The organism is Polaromonas sp. P1_H6 (assembly GCF_056405195.1).
This window is the reverse complement of the sequence record NZ_JBFUCN010000014.1, coordinates 14,123-31,855: the sequence shown is the minus strand read 5'-3', so window position 1 is coordinate 31,855 and position 17,733 is coordinate 14,123. Positions and strand designations below refer to the sequence as shown.

17 protein-coding genes are annotated in these 17,733 nt (G+C 66.5%); 4 read left to right on the top strand and 13 right to left on the bottom strand.

Features of this window, described 5'->3' with window-relative positions; genetic code table 11:
• Positions 1-102 precede the first annotated feature (102 nt).
• A complete protein-coding gene (locus AC1D1F_RS14270) occupies positions 103-588 on the top strand; it encodes an Lrp/AsnC family transcriptional regulator (RefSeq protein ID WP_477676436.1) in 486 nt (161 codons plus the stop codon).
• On the opposite strand, the gene AC1D1F_RS14265 is transcribed toward AC1D1F_RS14270, so the two are convergent.
• The 4 genes from AC1D1F_RS14265 to AC1D1F_RS14250 form a co-directional block, all read right to left on the bottom strand.
• Positions 585-1,241 carry an FABP family protein gene (locus tag AC1D1F_RS14265; RefSeq protein ID WP_477676435.1) on the bottom strand — a complete coding sequence of 219 codons (657 nt, stop codon included), beginning with the start codon at positions 1,239-1,241 and terminating at the stop codon, positions 585-587. The genes AC1D1F_RS14270 and AC1D1F_RS14265 overlap by 4 nt on opposite strands.
• 28 nt (positions 1,242-1,269) lie before the next feature.
• Positions 1,270-2,706, bottom strand: a complete 1,437-nt coding sequence (locus AC1D1F_RS14260; protein WP_477676434.1) for a DUF3999 domain-containing protein — start codon at positions 2,704-2,706, stop codon at positions 1,270-1,272.
• Entirely contained in the window at positions 2,703-5,660 is a 2,958-nt protein-coding gene (locus tag AC1D1F_RS14255; protein ID WP_477676433.1) for a DUF2339 domain-containing protein, read from the bottom strand. The genes AC1D1F_RS14260 and AC1D1F_RS14255 overlap by 4 nt, the downstream gene beginning before the upstream one ends.
• 90 nt (positions 5,661-5,750) lie before the next feature.
• Positions 5,751-6,677 carry a LysR family transcriptional regulator gene (locus AC1D1F_RS14250; protein ID WP_477696439.1) on the bottom strand — a complete coding sequence of 309 codons (927 nt, stop codon included), beginning with the start codon at positions 6,675-6,677 and terminating at the stop codon, positions 5,751-5,753.
• A gap of 116 nt (positions 6,678-6,793) precedes the next feature.
• On the opposite strand from AC1D1F_RS14250, the gene AC1D1F_RS14245 reads away from it, so the two are divergent.
• Entirely contained in the window at positions 6,794-7,756 is a 963-nt protein-coding gene (locus tag AC1D1F_RS14245) for a DMT family transporter (protein WP_477676431.1), read from the top strand.
• 652 nt (positions 7,757-8,408) lie between these two features.
• Here AC1D1F_RS14245 and AC1D1F_RS14240 read toward each other — a convergent pair.
• From AC1D1F_RS14240 to glmU, 3 genes are all read right to left on the bottom strand, one after another.
• Positions 8,409-9,002 carry a hypothetical protein gene (locus tag AC1D1F_RS14240; protein ID WP_477675696.1) on the bottom strand — a complete coding sequence of 198 codons (594 nt, stop codon included), beginning with the start codon at positions 9,000-9,002 and terminating at the stop codon, positions 8,409-8,411.
• Positions 9,003-9,017: 15 nt separating this feature from the next.
• Positions 9,018-9,596, bottom strand: a complete 579-nt coding sequence (locus AC1D1F_RS14235; RefSeq protein ID WP_477697195.1) for a hypothetical protein — start codon at positions 9,594-9,596, stop codon at positions 9,018-9,020.
• A 115-nt stretch (positions 9,597-9,711) separates the two neighbouring features.
• Positions 9,712-11,145, bottom strand: coding sequence for a bifunctional UDP-N-acetylglucosamine diphosphorylase/glucosamine-1-phosphate N-acetyltransferase GlmU (gene glmU / locus AC1D1F_RS14230; RefSeq protein WP_477697196.1), 1,434 nt, complete (start codon positions 11,143-11,145; stop codon positions 9,712-9,714).
• On the opposite strand from glmU, the gene AC1D1F_RS14225 reads away from it, so the two are divergent.
• Positions 11,144-12,076 carry a DUF6279 family lipoprotein gene (locus tag AC1D1F_RS14225; RefSeq protein WP_477675693.1) on the top strand — a complete coding sequence of 311 codons (933 nt, stop codon included), beginning with the start codon at positions 11,144-11,146 and terminating at the stop codon, positions 12,074-12,076. The genes glmU and AC1D1F_RS14225 overlap by 2 nt on opposite strands.
• An 18-nt stretch (positions 12,077-12,094) precedes the next feature.
• On the opposite strand, the gene AC1D1F_RS14220 is transcribed toward AC1D1F_RS14225, so the two are convergent.
• Positions 12,095-12,412 (bottom strand): hypothetical protein, encoded by a 318-nt coding sequence (locus tag AC1D1F_RS14220; RefSeq protein WP_477675692.1) that lies wholly within the window; start codon positions 12,410-12,412, stop codon positions 12,095-12,097.
• 127 nt (positions 12,413-12,539) lie between these two features.
• On the bottom strand, positions 12,540-13,298 hold the full coding sequence (locus AC1D1F_RS14215) for a Crp/Fnr family transcriptional regulator (protein ID WP_477675691.1): 759 nt from the start codon (positions 13,296-13,298) through the stop codon (positions 12,540-12,542).
• 78 nt (positions 13,299-13,376) lie between these two features.
• Here AC1D1F_RS14215 and AC1D1F_RS14210 point away from each other — a divergent pair, with 78 nt between their 5' ends.
• On the top strand, positions 13,377-13,784 hold the full coding sequence (locus tag AC1D1F_RS14210) for a BLUF domain-containing protein (RefSeq protein ID WP_477675690.1): 408 nt from the start codon (positions 13,377-13,379) through the stop codon (positions 13,782-13,784).
• Between the two features lie 12 nt (positions 13,785-13,796).
• Here AC1D1F_RS14210 and AC1D1F_RS14205 read toward each other — a convergent pair whose 3' ends face one another.
• The 4 genes from AC1D1F_RS14205 to AC1D1F_RS14190 all read right to left on the bottom strand — a co-directional run bounded on the left by AC1D1F_RS14205 (position 13,797) and on the right by AC1D1F_RS14190 (position 17,680).
• Entirely contained in the window at positions 13,797-14,786 is a 990-nt protein-coding gene (locus AC1D1F_RS14205) for an MBL fold metallo-hydrolase (RefSeq protein WP_477675689.1), read from the bottom strand.
• Positions 14,787-14,908: 122 nt separating this feature from the next.
• Positions 14,909-15,907: a Bug family tripartite tricarboxylate transporter substrate binding protein gene (locus tag AC1D1F_RS14200; protein WP_477675688.1), complete on the bottom strand. Its 999-nt coding sequence runs from the start codon at positions 15,905-15,907 to the stop codon at positions 14,909-14,911.
• A 13-nt stretch (positions 15,908-15,920) separates the two neighbouring features.
• Positions 15,921-16,310, bottom strand: coding sequence for an AtuA-related protein (locus tag AC1D1F_RS14195; protein WP_477675687.1), 390 nt, complete (start codon positions 16,308-16,310; stop codon positions 15,921-15,923).
• Complete coding sequence (locus tag AC1D1F_RS14190) at positions 16,307-17,680, bottom strand: acyclic terpene utilization AtuA family protein (RefSeq protein ID WP_477697198.1); 1,374 nt, start codon at positions 17,678-17,680, stop codon at positions 16,307-16,309. The genes AC1D1F_RS14195 and AC1D1F_RS14190 overlap by 4 nt, the downstream gene beginning before the upstream one ends.
• Between the last annotated feature and the right edge of the window lie 53 nt (positions 17,681-17,733).

Here is a 17,733-nt window from a genome sequence, read left to right as displayed (position 1 = left end):
TACGTGCTTGCTATTTTGTTATGTGATTGATTTTTCTTGATTTATGGAATTTAATTTCACCATCTTCTGATGGTTGAATTTAATTTCATTTAAAGTCTATTTATGGAACAAATATCTCTCGACGAGACAGACCTCAAGCTGCTCGACAGCCTGCAGACCGATGCTTCGCTGAGCAACCAGGCGCTGGCCGAGCACGTCCACATCTCGCCGCCGACCTGTTTGCGCCGCGTCAAGCGCCTGCGCGATGCTGGGCTGGTGGAGCGCGACGTGGCGCTGCTCAACGTCGACAAGCTGGCCGCCGTCACCGGCCATGGGCTGACGGCGCTGGTGGAGATCACGCTGGAGCGCCAGGGCGCCGAGCAGCAGGAAGCGTTCGAGACGCGCGTGGTGCTCGATGAGGCGGTGCAGCAGTGCTACCGCGTCTCGCCGGGGCCGGACTTCATGCTGGTGGTGCACGTGGCCGACATGCCGCGCTACCTGGCGCTGGCGCAGCGGCTGTTTACCAGCGATGCGAACGTGCGCAACGTAAAGGCTTTTTTCAGCACGCGGCGCGCGAAGTTTGAGCCGCGGGTATTGCTGGCGCCCTAGGCAGTGCCGCCTTGCGCTTGCGCTAGCGCCTTGGGATTCAGTGCGGGCTCGCCGACCTTGACCAGCGTGTTGCGGTCGGTGTGGTCGAAGGGCTGGTCGCGGCCCTCAATCTGCAGCATCGTGGTCTGGAAGTAGGACCAGCTGCCGTCGGCATTGAGCGTGACCGCTATGCGCCAGGACAGCGTCGTGAAAGCATGCTCGATGAACGGGTTGGACACGATGCCATTGGTCAGGCTGCCGCGCTCAGAAATCAGCTCGAACTGCGTCGCATCGGCGGCGACCTTGCCGCTGGCCATGGCGACCTGGCCGCGCGGGATCGCGAGCGTGTGATAGATGGTGCTGGTGGCCGGCTCCCACAGCCAGTAGCCGACCTGGTCATGGTAAGTCTTGGTGAAGCCGGGTTTGTGGATGAAGGTGTGGTAGCGCAAACCGTACAGCGCCTGCGGGCCATTGGTTTGCGCGTCTATGGGGTGCAACTCATAGCGCTCGATATAGGCCTGCGTCTTGGTGCCGGTAACCACGGGTTTGACGTCGGCGCCGCGCGCGCCTTCCCAGATGCCGGCCATGGCGCGCAAGGGGCCCAGGTTGGCGAGGGTGTCCGGGTCGACCTCGGGCTCGGTATAGATGTCTTTGGGGAAGGCGTCGGTGCTCATGATGTCATTCCAGCAAATCGAAGGTGAATCAGTCCGCTTTTTTGGTTTGTTTAAGCAGGCCCCATGCCATGCCGGCCAGCGCCAGCACACCGAGCAGCAGGATGCCCCACAACACCAGGCTGCGCGTGGGCAGGCCGTCGCCCTGCGGCGAGCCGGCCACCAACGGGCCGGCCAGGCCGCCGCCGGTGACGTCCGCTTTGGCCACATCGGCCTGCGCCAGAGGCAGTGCGTTTTCCTGTGAGGCCTGGTAGTTGGGAATCAGGCTGGCCATGGGCAGAAAGGCGGCCGCGGCGCCCTTCTGGCCTGCCGCCAGCGTGAAAGGGCCCTGCCCGCTGGCCAGGAACACCAGTTGCGCGGGCTCGAACTGCAGCGTGATCTCGGGTGCGGCGGCAAAGCCTGGTGTCTTGGCGTCGGCTTCTATCTTCACTTCACGCACCGAAGCGCCCTGCAAATCGACCGGGCCGCTGGCCTGCTCCTTGCCGGCCGCGCCGAGGCGGTAGACCACCGAACTGGCCAGCAAGGCCCAGGGTTGCTCGCGATGGTTGCGGCCCAGCACGCGGATGGGCACCAGCACGTTGCTGCCTTGCGGCGTGATCCTGAGCGCGGCCACCGGCGTGGCAAACGGCAAGGCAAAACTCAGCTCGTGCGCGTTGGTCAATGCGGGCGTCGCCATGGTCACGCTGACGCGCTGACGCACTGCCGTGCTTTGGGAAGTGAGCAGCGTCGCGCCGCGCACGGTGACGGCGGCGGCGCCCCAGCTGATGCGCAGGTAGTGGTCCCTGAGGTCCGCCATGGACAGATCAAGCCGGGTATCGCCCAGGCTGGCGGCCGAGGCCGAAGCATCCGCGCGGTAAAGCACGGTGTCAGCCAGCGGGCGCCAGTTCTTGAGATCCTTGCTGGCCTGCACATTAAAAGTGACGGGCTGGCCGACAGGCAGGTCGGCGTCCAGCGTCATGCTGGCCACGGGCTCCTTGAGCTTGCGCGCATCGAGCAGCGCGCCCAGCACTTTTTGCGGCGCGGCGGCCGAAGCGGTGGTGCTGGTGCCAGTGGTGTTGAGTTGCACCACACGTTTACCCTGGCGCTCTTCGATGCGCAGCGACAAACCTTCGAGCCCCGCAGCGGCGGCGCCCTCGGCGCCCAGGATGGGATAGGCGGGCAGCTTGACGCTGTGCTCCTGCGTGGAGGTCGGCGTGGGCACGCTGGCCAGCGCCATGGGCACGGGCTGGCCGGCGGCGTTGAAGATGCGCAGGTCGGCATAGGCCGGGCTTTGCAGCCGCACCAGCGCCTCGGCCGGCAGCAGCAGGCGCTGCAGCGGCGCGTCGGGCGCGGGCGTGACGGGGATGCGCACGGCATAGGACTTGGCGTTGGCGGCGTCTGGCGCATCGGCGGCCAGCACCGGCAGCGGCGCGGCCAGGCCGGCCGACAGCGCGAGCATCAAGAACCGGGCGTACTCGAACTTCTTCATGGCAGGGCCTCTTCTTTCAGGTCAGGGGCATTGGGGGCCGCGGCGGCCTGCGCCTTGGGCGGCAGCGGCGCGAAGTAGCCGACCACCAGCATCAGCACGCCGACCACGATGAAGGCGATGATGCGTTCGGCGCCGCCGGCGTTCGACAAATCAATCAGCAGCAGCTTGACGACCACCAGGCCCAGCAGGCCCGCGCCCACCAGCCACAGCGGCCGCTGCACGCGGCGGTGCGCCAGCACCATCAGGCTCAGCGCCAGCAGCGTCCACAGGATCGCGTAGCCGGTCTGCACCACAAAGCTGGCGAACAGCGCCTCGGCATCCCAGCGGACACCGAAGAAATGGTGGGCGATGCGCAGCCAGACGGTGTTGACCGCGATGAACACCAGCAGGGCCAGCGCCACCAGCGCATTGCGGCCGGTGGCCCAGGCCGAGCCGGCAGGCGCCGGCGCGGCCGTCACCAGCACACGGCGCCAGAACACCAGCCCACCCAGCGCGAGCGCCAGGGTCAGGTCGGTGGGGTTGAGCAGCGGGATGTAAGGCAGGGGCGCGGTGTGGCCCGAGGAGTGGATAGCCGCGGCCAGCGTTCCCCAGAAAACCAGCACCGCCAGCGGCAGGGCCGCCAGCCAGTAGTAGGCCTGCGCATGCGGGTTCAGCGGCCAGGCGAAAGCCTGGCGCTGCGCCTGCCGGTTGGCCTTGCCGGCCCAGGTGGCCAGCAGCATGAGCACGGCGATGGCGCTGACCAGCAGCACCACGCCGGCCCAGGAAGTGCGCCAGAGCTCGGCCTTGCCTATGCCCGACCACAGGCAGTCGGCCAGCAAGACCGTGACCAGCCAGGCACCCGCCGCATGCAGGAAGCCGAAGGGCGATACACGGCCCGCGCCGCCGGGCATAGCCGGGGCTTGGGCCAAGCGGTCGGTCTGCCGCAGCATCCAGTAATGCAGTACCAGTACCACCGGCCACACGGCCCAGGCCGGCGCGGCCAGCACGCGGTAGCCGGCGCCGGTCTGTGCGAGATAGCCCAGCGCCAGCACGGCGACGCTGACGCGCGCGGGCCAGGTCGCGACCGGCCACTGCTTCTTCAGGCCCAGCAGCATGGACAGGGCCATGCTGGCGACGACCGCCAGCATCATGAGCAGGCCGGTGGTGCGCTCGCTGAAGACATGCTGGGGCATGGCGTCGGCTTCCAGCGCCGGCACGCGGCGCGCGATCTCGAGCAACCAGCCCAGGCACCAGAAGAAAAAGCCGTAGAGGTACACGGGAACGGAAAGCCAGGACTCCACGCCCGCATAGGCCTTGGCCCAGGAAGACTCGCTGTGCGGCAGGGGCCGGCGCAGCCACCAGGCCAGTTGCAGCGCCGGCAAGGCGATCAGCATGGCGCCTATGAAGGCCGGGTTGCCAAAAGGAATGGCATACACGTGGTGGCCCAGGCCGCCGGTGGCACCGTCCAGCCCGCCCAGGAAAGCCATGGCCGCGACGCCCTGCAGTAGCAGGCCGAAGGCGCGCGGCATCCAGCGCGCCTGGCGCATGCCGACCCAGAAGGCGCCCGCGCCTTCGAGCGCCCAGACGGCCGAAGTCCATTGCGCATCGAGCGCCAGCGGCACAGCCAGCGTGGCAAAACCCACGCCCACGGCCATAAAGCATTCAATCAGCAGGCGGTAGCTGGCCAGCGCGCGCCGCGCCAGCAGCATGGCCGTGAACAGGTAGAGCGCGGCAAAGCCCAGCGCCGAGAAGGCCGCGCCCAGTTCCATGCCGCGCACCAGCCCAGCCTGCAGGCCGAAGCCCACGAGCGGCGTGCCGAAGACCAGCATGGTGTCGACCGCGTTGCCCAGCCGGGTCGGCGTGTTGCGCGCATACAGGATGGCGGTGAACAGGTAGATCAATACGAAACCGATGAGGAAAGGCTGGGCGCTGGCGTAGTTCTCGGGTACGTACTTGAGAATTCCCCAGGCCGTGGCCACGCCGAAGGTGGCGATGAAACCGACGACGTTGAGGATGCGCCAGGAACGCTTGTAGGCGATGAACAGGATGGCCAGGTTGAGCAGCGTGTAGTAGCTGAAGAGGCCCACGTGGCTGCCCTGCCCGGTCGACAGCAGCAGCGGCACGGCAAAGCCGCCGGCAAAGGCTGCCACCGCCAGCGCGCGCGAATTCTGCAGCAGCGCCAGTGCGCAGCTCAGGCCGCAGACGATGATCATCAGCGCGAAGGCCGGCAGCGGATCCAGCAGGCCGTAGAGACGGAAGGCCGCGAACACCGTGAGGTACATCACCGCGACGCCGGCGCCCTGCAGCGCGAGCGCGAAGCCGGGCTTGTCGGCCCGCTTGCGAAAACCCACGGCCAGCAGCGCGATGGCCGCCGCGCCTATGGCCGCGAGCCGGAACTCGACCGGGAACAGGCCGGCCGACGCGGCATAACGCGCGAGGAAAGACAGACCTATGAACAGGATAACCAGGCCCACGCGCACGATGGTGTTGCCGCCCAGGAACCAGTTTTTCGCGGCGAGCAGGGCCAGTTCCACCGGGTTGGGTTCGGCCGGTTTGTAGGCGGGCCGGGCGGTGGTGGCGGGCCTGGCGGGCGTAGCGGCAATTGTGGCGGGCTGCGTGCGCGGCAGGCCGTTGGGGGCCAGGTCAGGTACTTGCGCCGGCGCCGGTGCCGCTTCGTTGTCGGCGGCGCTGGCCGGTGCTGAGGCAACGGGCAGCGGACTGGTGTCTTCGAAATCCCTGGGTGCGGCGGCGTTTGGCGCACTTGCAGCGACAGGCGCGGCCGTCGCCTGGCGAGCGGCGGGCGCCACCGGTTGCGGCGCTTTTTTCCGCATGGCCTCCACTTCGGCCCGCACCGCCCAGCGCAGCGACAGGCCGGCAAAGAGGCCGAGGAAGGCCCCAAGGAAAATGCCGGCATCGCCATGGCCCGGCCAGAACCAGCCCAGGACGGCGCCCCACACAATGCTCCAGATGACCATGGTTTCAGCCCCCCCCTCTTTTATGAATGGGCTGATAGTACTTGATGGGGTCGGCGACGACGGCCGAGGGAAGAAGGCGGTATGCGCGTGTCAGGCGACGACAGGCACGGCGCGCGGCCTGGCCGGGACCTTGCCGGCCGCCGCGGTTTTTAACCTGCCCTGGTCCCGCGCGGTTTCCCAGAAGGCCCGCGCCAGCGGCGAAAGTTTGGCCACGTCCAGGCAGGCCAGGCCGACGGTGCGCGGCTGCGCGGGCAGCAGCGGCCGGTAGACCACGCCTTCGGGCGCATCGGGCAGCGCCAGCCGCGCGGCGACGGAGACCGCCAGGCCCCGCTGCACAAACTGCAGGATGGAGATGATTTGCGTGAAGTGGTAGAGCACCTTGGGCCGCGTGATGTTTTTTTGCAGGATGGGCACGATGACCGGGCCGCAGCCAGCCTCGGTCAGCACGAAGTCCAGGCCGCTGAGCGCGCTGATGGGCACGGCGGCGTGCGCGGCCAGCGCATGGCCGGCCGGCAGGATGGCGACGAACTCGTCCTGCACCAGCGGCAGCACCTCGAAGCGCTCGTCGGGCACCACGACGAAGCCGAGCTCCACGCGTTTTTGCAGCAGCCAGTCGTCGACGACCTCGTCGCTTTCCTCCTCGATGCGCACCTGCGCGCCTGGATGGCCTTGCTTGAAGGCGGCCAGCAGGGGCGGCAGCAGGTTGACGGTGGAGGTGGGGCCGAAGGAGCCTATGCGCAGCGTGCCGGTCTTCAGTTCCCGGGCGTCGCCGAGTTCCTGCGCCATGGTGGCGGCCAGCGCCGTCATTTCGCGGGCGCGCAGCAGCAAGCGCTCACCGGCGTCGGTCATCGAGACGCCCGAGGCATCGCGCAGCGCGAGCTTGACGCCGAACTCGGTCTCCAGCGCGCGCAGCGCGTGGCTGACGGCCGACTGGGTGGTGCCCAGGCGCATGGCCGCGCGCGAAAAGCTGCGGCATTCGTCCAGGGTGATCAGCACTTCGAGTTGGGCCAAGGTCATGGTGAAAGCCTGTTCATGAGTAAACGCTCATTTGATAGTGAGTGATTTAACAATTAATCTCATACACCAATCTACCTTATTTACGGTTTTCTCCCAACACCCGCCCCCAGCTCTCCATGACGACTGCCACCCCATCCGCCTCCGCCGCCCTGGCTTCCGCCGCGCCCCTTTCGCATCCCTCCAGCCCCACAGGCGGCAAGCTCTGGGGCCTGTACCTGCGCCTGACCTGCGTGCCGGTGCTCTGGGGCGGCACCTTCATCGCGGGGCGCGTGATCTCGGCCCAGCTGCCGCCGGCCACGGCCGGTTTTATCCGCTTTGTGTTCGCCACGCTGGCGCTGCTGGCGACCCTGCATTTCACCGAAGGCCTGCGCGCCATCACGCGCATCACGCGGCGCCAGCTGCTGGGCACCATGGCGCTGGGCGCGACCGGCATCTTTGCCTACAACCTGCTGTTCTTCACGGCCCTGTCGGTGCTGCCGGCCGGCCGCACCTCGCTGATCATCGCCCTCAACCCGGTGGTCACGCTGCTGATCGCCGCCGCGCTGCTGGGCGACCGGCTGTCGGCCACACGCTGGCTGGGCGTGGCGCTGGCCCTGCTGGGCGTGTGGGTGGTGGTGACGCGCGGCGACCTCTCGCAGATCATGCAGTCGCTGGGCAAGGGCGAACTCGCGATGTTCGGCGCGGTCTGTGCCTGGGCCGTCTACACCCTGGTGGGCCGCAAGCTGCTGCAAGGCCTGTCGCCCGTACTGGCCACGCTGTGGGCCGCGATCTGGGGCACACTGTTTTTAGGCCTGCTGGCGCTGCGCGACATCCCCCACGTGCATGCCGCATCGTTCACGCCCGAGGTCTGGGCCGGCCTGGTGTTCCTCGGCGTGCTCGGCACGGCCGTGGCCTTTGTCTGGTACTACGAGGGCCTGCGGCAGCTGGGGGCTGCGCGGACCGTGGTGTTCAACAACCTGGTGCCGGTGTTTGGGGTGCTGTTGGGGTGGTTGATTCTTGGTGAGCCCTTGAGCGTCAGCCTGCTTGCCGGCGGGGGGTTGGCGATATTTGGGGTGTTTTTGGTGAATCGGGTTAAGTAGATTTTTGCGCCGGATCTTGCGCCGGCTGTCCGCGCTCCCTCTGTGCTCTTTGCTGAGTTCTGCTGGCCGGGGATTGCCCGGCAGCAAGTAACTTTCTTTTGCTTCGCCAAAAGAAAGTCACCAAAGAAAAGGCGACCCGCAGTCTGGGTCCCCTACGCTGCGCTACGGGGCAACCTGCGGTGCTCGACTACGGCGGGGTCTCGCGCAAACTCGCTTCGCTCAGACAAGCGCGATCCCTAATCCGCCTACGTCTGCGCTCCTCGGCCCAGCCAGGACGGGGCAATCGGAAGCGGGAGCCAATACAAAAAAAGGACACGCCATGGCGTGTCCTTTTTGTTTTTCTGTATTCAGGATTTGTCTTCGGCTGTTTGGTATTCCTTCCCCACCCCTTGTGGATGCGCCGAGGAGCGGAGGTTCAGGCGGATCAGGGATCGCGTTGTCTGAGCGAAGCGCAGCGTAGCGAGTTTAGCGAGACCCCGCCTGGACCGAGCACCGCAGGTTGCCCGTAGCGAAGCGCAGGGACGCAGCAACCAGGGTCGCCTTTTCTTTTGCTTACTTTTCTTTTGGCGAAGCAAAAGAAAAGTGAGTAGCCGCCGGGCTACCCCCGGCCAGCAGGCCCAAGCAAAGGGCCCGCCGCCGGAGCAAGAACCGATTACTTACGCAGGGCCGGCGACGCCACCAACGCCTTGACGAGCTTGGCCAGCGCGTCATTCGAAGCCCGCACTGCCGCCAGCGAGAAGTTGCTCTTGAACTCCGAGAAGGTCGCGCCGCCTTCGCCACTGACCCGTATCGTCTCGACCGGCTGGCCGGCGGCATCGACGATGGTGCAGACCAGCTTGACGCTGAACTGCGTGGGCGGCCAGGTGAAGGCGCCGTCGGAGGACGAGTTGGTGGTGACTTCCGGCGTGATCAGCAGGGAGACACCGCCGGCCTGCAGGGCTGCGAAGTCTTTGGGGTTCTGCACCTTGGTCACGCTGCTGAACGACTCGGACAGCGCCTTGTAGAAGCCGGGCTCGATGTCGCGGTAGGGAAAGTAGCGCACCTTGTCGCCGCCGCCGCCGGGCGTGGTCACTTCCACCGAGCGCAGGGCGTCGGGGATGTGGTAGCCCACCTTTTTGGCGATGGGCTTGGCGCCGGCGGGCACGGTGACGGCCGCGAGGTCGGGGTTCATGGTGATGGGGTGCGCGCAGCCAAACAATACAAGGCAGGCCAGCGCCGAGAAAACATAGCCGACAAATCGGTTCATGGTGGTCATCCCGGCTTAGTTGCGAATGGCTTTGACAAAATCGGGATCGGTCACCAAAGCGGCGATCAGCGACTGCACCATCAGCGGATAGTTGTTGGCCGCCAGCGGGATGGCCACGGCGCCGGCGAAAGAGCTGTCCCATTTGCGCTCTGTGCGCTTGACTTTGTCAAAGCGCACCTGGCCGTTGGCGGTCACCACAAAACGCGCCTCGATCTGCCCGGCGTTGGTGCTGATGCCGCCCGCGTCAATATTGTTCTTGAGCAGGGTGCCGCTGATTTCAACGCCCGACTGCGGGTTGTAGAGCTTGGCCAGTTCCAGTTCCTGGCGCAGCGCCGCGGCGATGTAGTCGCCGTAGTTCTTGCCGACGGGCGAGGTCATGGTGTTGGCGCGCAGGGACATCGAGGCGGCACCCGGCATGCCTGCCGTCACGGCGATGGTGCCCGTCTTCACGGCGGGCGCACCCTGGATCTTCTTGAGCGTTTCGACGTTGTCGATGGACGGCGGGTAGTTGGGCGCAGGGCCGGCGCAGCCGACCAGAAACGCGGACACGGCAATACCCGTGAACAGGGCAATACGCCTGAACTGTTGAAACATGGGAACCCCTCTTTGTAATTAGTTGGAATGAGCGGCACCCATTGCGGGTGCAGCGACCCAATGTTACGTCATGTAACCATCATTCCGGCCACCCCGGGAATACCCGGAGGAGCATTCAGGAGGAGCGCGGCGCCTTGGCCGGGCGTTTCCAGTTCGGCAAGCTGACCTGCTTGCCGCGTGCCACGCTGAGCGCCTCGGGCGGGGTGCTTTTGGTGATGGTGGAGCCGCCGCCCACCGTGCCGCCCGCGCCTATGGTGACGGGCGCAACCAGCACACAGTTGCTGCCGATGTGCACGTCGGCCTCGATCACCGTGCGGTGCTTGTTGGCGCCGTCGTAATTGGCGGTGATGCTGCCGGCGCCGTAGTTGACGCGCTCGCCCACGGTGGCGTCGCCTAGGTAGGCCAGGTGGTTGGCCTTGGCGCCTTTGGCGAGGGTGGAATTCTTGACCTCGACAAAATTGCCGATGTGCACCTCGGCGCCCAGCTGCGCGCCGGGGCGCAGGCGCGCGAAGGGGCCGATCAGCGCGCCCTCGCCCACTTTCACGCCGAGTTTTTCGCCGTCGATATGGGTGAAGGGGTGGATGACGGCGCCGGCGGCGATGCTGCAGTTGGCGATCACGCAGTTGGCGCCTATGCGCACGCCCTCGCCCAGGGTGACCGCGCCTTCAAAGACGCAGTTCACGTCGATCTCGACGTCCTGGCCGCAGACCAGCGTGCCACGCACGTCGAGGCGCGCCGGGTCGGCCAGGCGCACGCCCTGCTCCATCAGTGCGACGGCCAGCCGGCCCTGGTGGACGCGCTCGAGCTCAGCCAGCTGCACCGGGCTGTTGACGCCGGCCACCTGGGCGGCGTCGGTGATCTGGTGGGCCACCACGGCCACGCCGTCGGCCACGGCGAACTTCACGATGTCGGTCAGGTAGTACTCGCCCTGGGCGTTCTTGTTATCGAGCCGGGCCAGCCAGGCGCGCAGGAGGCGCGTGGGCACGGCCATGATGCCGCTGTAGATTTCGCGGATCTCGCGCTGGGCGGCGCTGGCGTCCTTGTGCTCGACGATGGCCCTGACCTGCGATGACGCTTCAGTGCCGGCACGCACGATGCGGCCGTAGCCCGTGGGGTCGGCCATGCTGAGCGTGAGCAGCGCCAGGCGCTGGCCGTCGCACTGGTCGATCAGTGCCTGCAAAGTGGCGGCCTGGGTCAGCGGCACGTCGCCCGAGAGCACCAGCGTGACGCCGTCGTCGGCCAGCAGGGGCAGCGCCTGCTGCACCGCATGGCCGGTGCCCAGCTGCGGCTCCTGGCGCGCGAAGCGCAATGCCACCGGGGCAGCCGCGGCGCCCGCGGCCTCGGTAAATCGGGTGCAGGCGGCCTCGACTTCCGCCGCGCCATGGCCGGTAATGATCACTGCCTGGCGCGCCGACACCGAGGCGGCGCATTCGATGACATGCGCCAGCAAAGCTTTCCCGCCCAATCGGTGTAACACTTTAGGCAAACTGCTTTTCATCCGCGTGCCTTTGCCCGCGGCCATGATGACGACATCGATTGGGGTTGCCATGAAATTTCCTCTGGATCTTGGGGTGATGACGCGTTCCCGGGCCGCCGGGGCGGGCACGGGACGCTGCACACGGATTATCGGCGGGCTGGCCGTCCTGCTGCTGGCCGGGCTGCTGCAAAGCTGCAGCCTCATGAAACTCGCTTACAACCAGGCGCCCGAACTGGCCTACTGGCAGCTGGACCGCCACTTCGACTTCACCGATGCGCAAAGCCTGCAGGTCAAGGCCGACCTCGACAAACTGCAGGCCTGGCACCGCCAGACGCAGCTGCCCGGCTACATCGAGGCGCTGCAAAAGCTGCAGCATCAAATGCCTTCGGACATGGACGCCGCGGCGGCCTGCGCGATCTACACCGACGTGCGCGGCAAACTCGTGGCGCTGTCGCGGCAGGCGGAGCCGCCCATGGCGACCCTTGTCGGCTCGCTGCAGGCCGGCCAGCTCAAAACCCTGGAACGCCGCTTCGCCAAAGGCAATGACGAGTACCGCGAGGATTTCCTGGAGGCTTCGCCCAAGGCCCAGCGCGACAAGCGCTACAAGGAGGCGGTCAAGCGCGCTGAAATGCTCTACGGCCGGCTGGAAAAAAAGCAGCTGGCGGTGATTGAGCGGCGCATCGACAGCTCGCACTTCGACGCGCCGCGCAGCTACGCGGAAAAAATCCGGCGCCAGCAGGACGCCCTGCACACGCTGCGCCCGCTGGTGGCAGGCCAGGGCACACCCGAGAAAACCCAGGCCGCGATGCGCGGGCTGTTTGAGCGCACGCTCACCTCACCCGACGCGGCTTACCGCGACTATATGGAGAAGCTGACGCAGGACGCCTGCGCCACGCTGGCGGAACTGCACAACAGCACGACGCCGGCGCAGCGCCACAAGGCGGTGGAGACCCTGCATCGTTATGAACAGGACTTCCGGACGCTGAATGCGCAGACATCCTGAACAAGAGAGTGAGCGACGTTACTTTCCGGGCGCTTTCGAATGCGAACGCCCTTCCTCCTCGGCCTTTTTCAACTCCTCCGCCTGCTGCGGCGACTCGGGCCTGGCGGCCTCGGCGTCGGACTTGACGTCGGCATCCTTGAGGTAGGACTTGATTTTTTCCTGGTATTTGCGCGTGCCTTCATAGCTGCCCTCGCCCATCTGGCCGGACGGGCCGTCGCCGGGCTTCGACTGGCGCGGCTGGAACTCGCGCGAGCCGCTGCTTTGCTGCTGCTGCCGGTTCGAGAAGCGGGGCGGTTGCTGCTGCAGCCGTGCGCCGGGGGCTTGTGCGTGGTCCATGAGCGTCTCCTGGGTGGTGTCTGGTCTCGCCACATCACGGGCAAGAGAGCTACGTTAGAACCGGGAACGGGGGGCGCGTGTCATCCACCAAAGAGGCTTGCTGTCGGTGCCCGCCTACAGGGCAAAATCAGAGCAAGGGGACTTGCGGAGGGGGCGTGTCGTAATAGTCGGCGATGCGCTCCAGCGCCCGGGTGTTGAGCAGGCGCAACTTGCCGTCGAGGATCTCGTGCAGGCCCAGCTGGCGCAGGCGCCTCAAGGTCTTGTTGGTGTGCACCAGCGACAGCCCCAGCGCGTCGGCGATGTGCTGCTGATTGATCGGAAATTCGATCATGCCGCCGGCGGCCATGCCCACGCGCTCCAGCCGGCGGAACAAATGCATCAGCAGCATGGCCACGCGTTCGGTGGCATTGCGCCGCCCGGCCGTGAGCAGGTGGTCGTCCACCATGCCCTCTTCTCGCGCCGCCAACCAGGTGATGTCATAGCCCAGGTTGGGGAAATTGCGGAACAGCTCCCACAGGCCCTCACGCGGGAACACGCAGAGGCTGGCATCGGTCACGGCCTCGATGCCGTGCATGGCGCCGTCGGCGAATTTCTGCTGCAGGCCGATGAAGTCGCCCGGCAGCAAAAAGTTGAGGATTTGCCGGCGGCCGTCGCTCAAGGTCTTGTAACGAAAGGCCCAGCCCGAGTAGAGCGTGAAGAGTTTGCCGTTGGGTTGCTGCTCGGGAAGTATGGTGGCGCCGGCCTTCACCATCGCGGTGCCGGTGCGGAAGGCTTCGAGGAACTTCAGTTCTTCGGCATTGACGGGCATAAAAGCCCGGGTCTCACGCAAACCACAGGCATTGCAGCCCGGCGGGCAGATCGCTGAAGTTGGCGTGGGGATATTCATAAAAGAATAATCTTAGGCGCATTTACCTGTGTCTTTTGACATTGTGCGCCTACGTGTGGGCCGCTACATTGGGCCGCAATGACAAAAACAAGCACCACTCTGTATGAAATCCTTTACGTCAGCACCCTGGCCCCCGAAGCGCCGCTGAGCGTCGTCGCAGACATCGCCGCCAAGGCCCGCCGGGCCAATGCGGAGCGCGACATCACGGGGCTGCTGATTTTTGACGGCATGCGCTTTTGCCAGCAGTTTGAAGGCGGGCAAAAGCAGGTGCTGGCGCTGCTGGAGCGCATACGCCAGGACAGCCGCCATATCAATATGCAGGTCGTGCACCACGGCGAACTGGCCGCCCGCCGGTTCCGGCGCTTCAGCCTGGGTTACTGCCTGGTCGAGGATGAGGATGTGCTGGAACGTATGGAGCAACTGGACGGCCAGGCCGCGCTCGATGTTTTTGTCGGGCTGCTGTCCAGCCTGGACCTGGATTCCTGAACGCGCCGGGCTTCAGCCCTGCAACGCTTTCCACATTTCCTGGTCCCGCTCGGCGGTCCAGATGCGCGGGTTTTTGATGCCGCTGGCTTCGTCAAACGCGCGGCTCACGTCAAACGGCAGGCAGTGCTCATAGATGAAGACATGGCCGAAAACCGGGTCCATGCTTTTGCGCGTGTGGTCCATGGCGGCCTTGAGGTCCATGCCGGCGGCGGCGGCTTCCTTGCCGGCTTTGTACAGGGTTTCAACCCAACGTTTGGTGTAATCCAGCGCCTTGTTGACATTGGCCGCGCCCTTCATGGCCTCGCCGCGGCCCGGCACGATGGCCTCGGCCTTGAGCGCGCGCAGGGCTTCGAGTGTGGCGGGCCATTCCTCGAGCTGGGCGTCGCCGGTGTAGACACCCGCCTCGTATTCGACCAGGTCGCCGGAGAACAGCACTTTTTCTTCCTCAATCCAGGCAATCGTGTCGCCGCGCGTATGGCCAGGGCCGGGATGCCAGACCTGCACCTTCACGCCGCCCAGGTCCAGCACCAGCTTGCCGGGCACCTCGCCCTTGACGGGGTTGCCGCCGTCGATCACCAGTGTTGGCCAGGTCAGGCCGGGCACGCTTTCGGCGTTGCGGAACAGCCGCGGGAAGCGCTCCATCTCGCTTTGCATGTCCTGCGCGCCGCGCTCGACGATGAGTTCGTAAGTGCCCCGGCTGGCGATGATCTCGGTCGCGCCCTCGGCTGCGTAGGCGCTGGCGCCCAGCACGCGCACCGCGTGGTAGTGCGTGAGCAGCACGTACTTGATGGGCTTGTCGCTGACGCTGCGTATGCGCGCAATCAGGTCCTGCGCCATCGCCGGCGTGGCCGTTGCGTCGCTCACCATGATGAACTTGTCGCCGATGATGACGCCGGAATTCGGGTCGCCCTCGGCGGTGTAGGCCCAGCAGTGCGCGCTGAGCTGCTCGAAGGTGATGGTCTTGTCGGTCAGGTCGGACTGGGAAGCGAAGGCTTTGGACATGGGGTTTCCTGGTGGGGGCGCGGCGGAGGGCGGAACAGGGGCCGCCGCTTCTGCCGGGAATTTTACTTAAACGTAATGCGTTACGAATAGTTGAATCCCAAGCCCCAGTTCCCCCGTGGCGTTTACTCGGGTTCTATGCCCGCCGCCTTGATGATTTTTCCCCATTTGAGGGTCTCGTCCGCCTGGAACTTGCGCAGCTCTTCGGGGCTGCTGGTGAAGATCTCGATGCCGCTGGACTGGTAGAAGGGCGCGGCCGAGGCGCTGCGCGCGGCGCGCGCGAGCATGTCGGCGAGCTTTGCCACCACATCGGCGGGTGTGCCGGCCGGCGCGTAGGCGGCAAACCAGTAGGTCATCTCATAACCCTTCACGCCGGCTTCGGCGATGGTGGGCACATCCGGCGCCAGCGGCGAGCGCTGCCGCGTGGACACGCCCAGCGCCTTGAGCTTGCCGGCCTTGACCTGCGGCAGGCCGGTGGCCATGTCGGTGATCATCATGTCGATCTGGCCGCCCAGCAGGTCGGTCACGGCCGGCGGGTTGCTCTTGTAGGGGATGTTCAGGATGTAGGTGCCCGTCATCTGCTTGAACTGCTCGCCCGCGACGCGGCTGGAGGAACTGCCGCTGCCGAAGGACAGCTTGCCTGGTTTGGATTTGGCCAGCTTGATGAAATCGGCGACGCTGTTCACCGGCAAGGCCGGGTTGACGACCATGATCTGGCCGCCGCGCCCCAGGGCGGTGAGCGGCGCGAAGTCCTTGACCGGGTCATAGGGCAGCTTCTTGAACAGGTGCTCGTTGGCCGATTGCGTGGTGTTGGTGGTGATGAAGACGGTATAGCCGTCGGGCTTGGCTTTCGCCGCCGCCTGGGCCCCGATAAAACTGTTGGCGCCGGGCCGGTTGTCGACCAGCACGCTGGCCTTGCTGTCGTTGGTCACGGCCTGGCCCAGGGCGCGCGCCAGCTGGTCGGTGGCGCTGCCGGCGGCAAAGGGCACGATAAAGGTGATGGGCTTGTCGGGAAAGCCCTGGGCCTGCGACAGCCCGGGCGCCAGCGCGCAGAACGCGGCGGCGGCGAGCATCAGCGGGCGTATGCGGCTTGTGAAGTTCGGGTTTGGGGTTGAGGGGGTCATGTTGTCTCCTTTTTTAATTGAAAAACCAGTCGGTATGCGTCAGGGCCGGGCCCGCAAGCAGGGGCGCCAGGCCGGCGGGAATCTCTATCGGCAAGTCCAGCAGCCAGAAGGACAGGGCCTTGCCGTGGGTGTCGAGGTTCAGCGCATCGTTGACGCCGCCGTCGAGGACCTCGTCGAGCACAAAATTCAGCGCAGCCAGCCCCGGCAGTTCGAAGCGCTGCACGCTCGTCGGCCGGCGATGGGCAAAGCGCTGCGCCACCACGGCCTCGGTGACTTGTGCCAGCAGCACGGGGTAAAGATCAGCATGCCACGCGATCACGCTGATGTTGGAGCGGTTGCCTTTGTCGCCGGTGCGGCCATGGGCGGCGCGGTACAACGGCACCGTGATGCGGGCTTCGTTCATGCGGACTCCTGCTGGGCGTCCAGCATGTCGAAACGCAGCGGCACGGCGTCGCGCGGCACCAGGCAGGACAAGGTGTTGAGCCGCGGTGTCAGCGAGGTTCGCACACCGCCGCCGCCGGCCGGGCCGCAGCAATACAGCGCCGTGACTTCGCGCGGCAGGCGCTCTGCCTGCGCGCGGTCGGCGTGGGTGGCGGCGACACGCAGGCGCACGTCGCGCGCATCGCCTGCGGGAGACTCCGCCAGCAAATGGCCCGCGTCGTCGCCCATCACACTGAGCGCGCCTATCAGGTCCACACGCAGCGCCAGGTCCGGCAGGCGCCGGCGCAGCACCTCGGCGGCCAGGCGGGCGCGCGCCTCGGCGCGGGGGCCGGCGTAAGAGATTTCACCTTCGGCCAGCCAGCCGCCTTCGTGGCAGACATTGACCTTGAGGCTGGCCGGCCGCGCATGGCCGCGCACGCCAGAGAGGGCCACACGGTCGGGCCCGATGAGGCTGACTTGCGCGGCGCTGATGTCGGCCACCACGTCGGGTGTCAGGTAGGCGGCGGGGTCGTGGACCTCATACAGCAGTTGCTCCTTGACGCCGGCCAGGCTGACCACGCCGCCCGTGCCCGCCGCCTTGCCGATGACGCAGTGGCCCTCGCTGTCGATTTCGGCGATGGGGTAGCCCACGGCGTGGAGGTCCGGCACGTCCTTGTAGCCCGGGTCGGCGAAATAGCCGCCGCAGACCTGGGCGCCGCACTCCAGCAGGTGGCCCGCCATGGTCGCGCGCGCCAGCCGGTCCCAGTCGTCGGCGCGCCAGCCAAAATGCGACATGGCGGGCCCCACCGTCAACGAGGGATCGGCCACGCGCCCGGCCACCACGATCTGCGCGCCGGCGTCTAGTGCGGCGGCGATGGCTTCGGCGCCTATATAGGCGTTGGCGCTCACTTTGCGGATGCCGTCCATCGCACCGCCCAGTTCGGCGCGCAGTAGCGGCTCGTGCTGTGCACCCGAGAGGTCGTCTCCCGCCACCACGGCGATGCGCGGCGCGGGCAGGCCCATGCCGGCGGCCATGGCCTGGATGTGGCGCGCTGCCGCCAGCGGGTTGGCGGCGCCGAAGTTGCTCACGATGCGGATGTTGTGCGCCAGGCAGCGCGCCAGCACCGGCCGCAGCATGTCGTCCAGCAGCGGCTCGAAGCCGGCATCCGGGTCGGCCCGGCGCCGCAATTGCGCCAGCGCCAGCGTGCGTTCGGCCAGGGTTTCAAAAATCAGGAAAGCCGGCCCGCCGCGCGCGACCAGCGTGTCGACCACCGGCCCGGCGGCGTCCACGCGGTCGCCGGAAAAACCGGCGGCGCAGCCGATCAAAAGAGGAGCGGGGGAGGATGAGGTCATGGACGGGCGGTGGGGAGCCTTGAATTTAGGCCCTGGGCATTTATTTGTAAAAT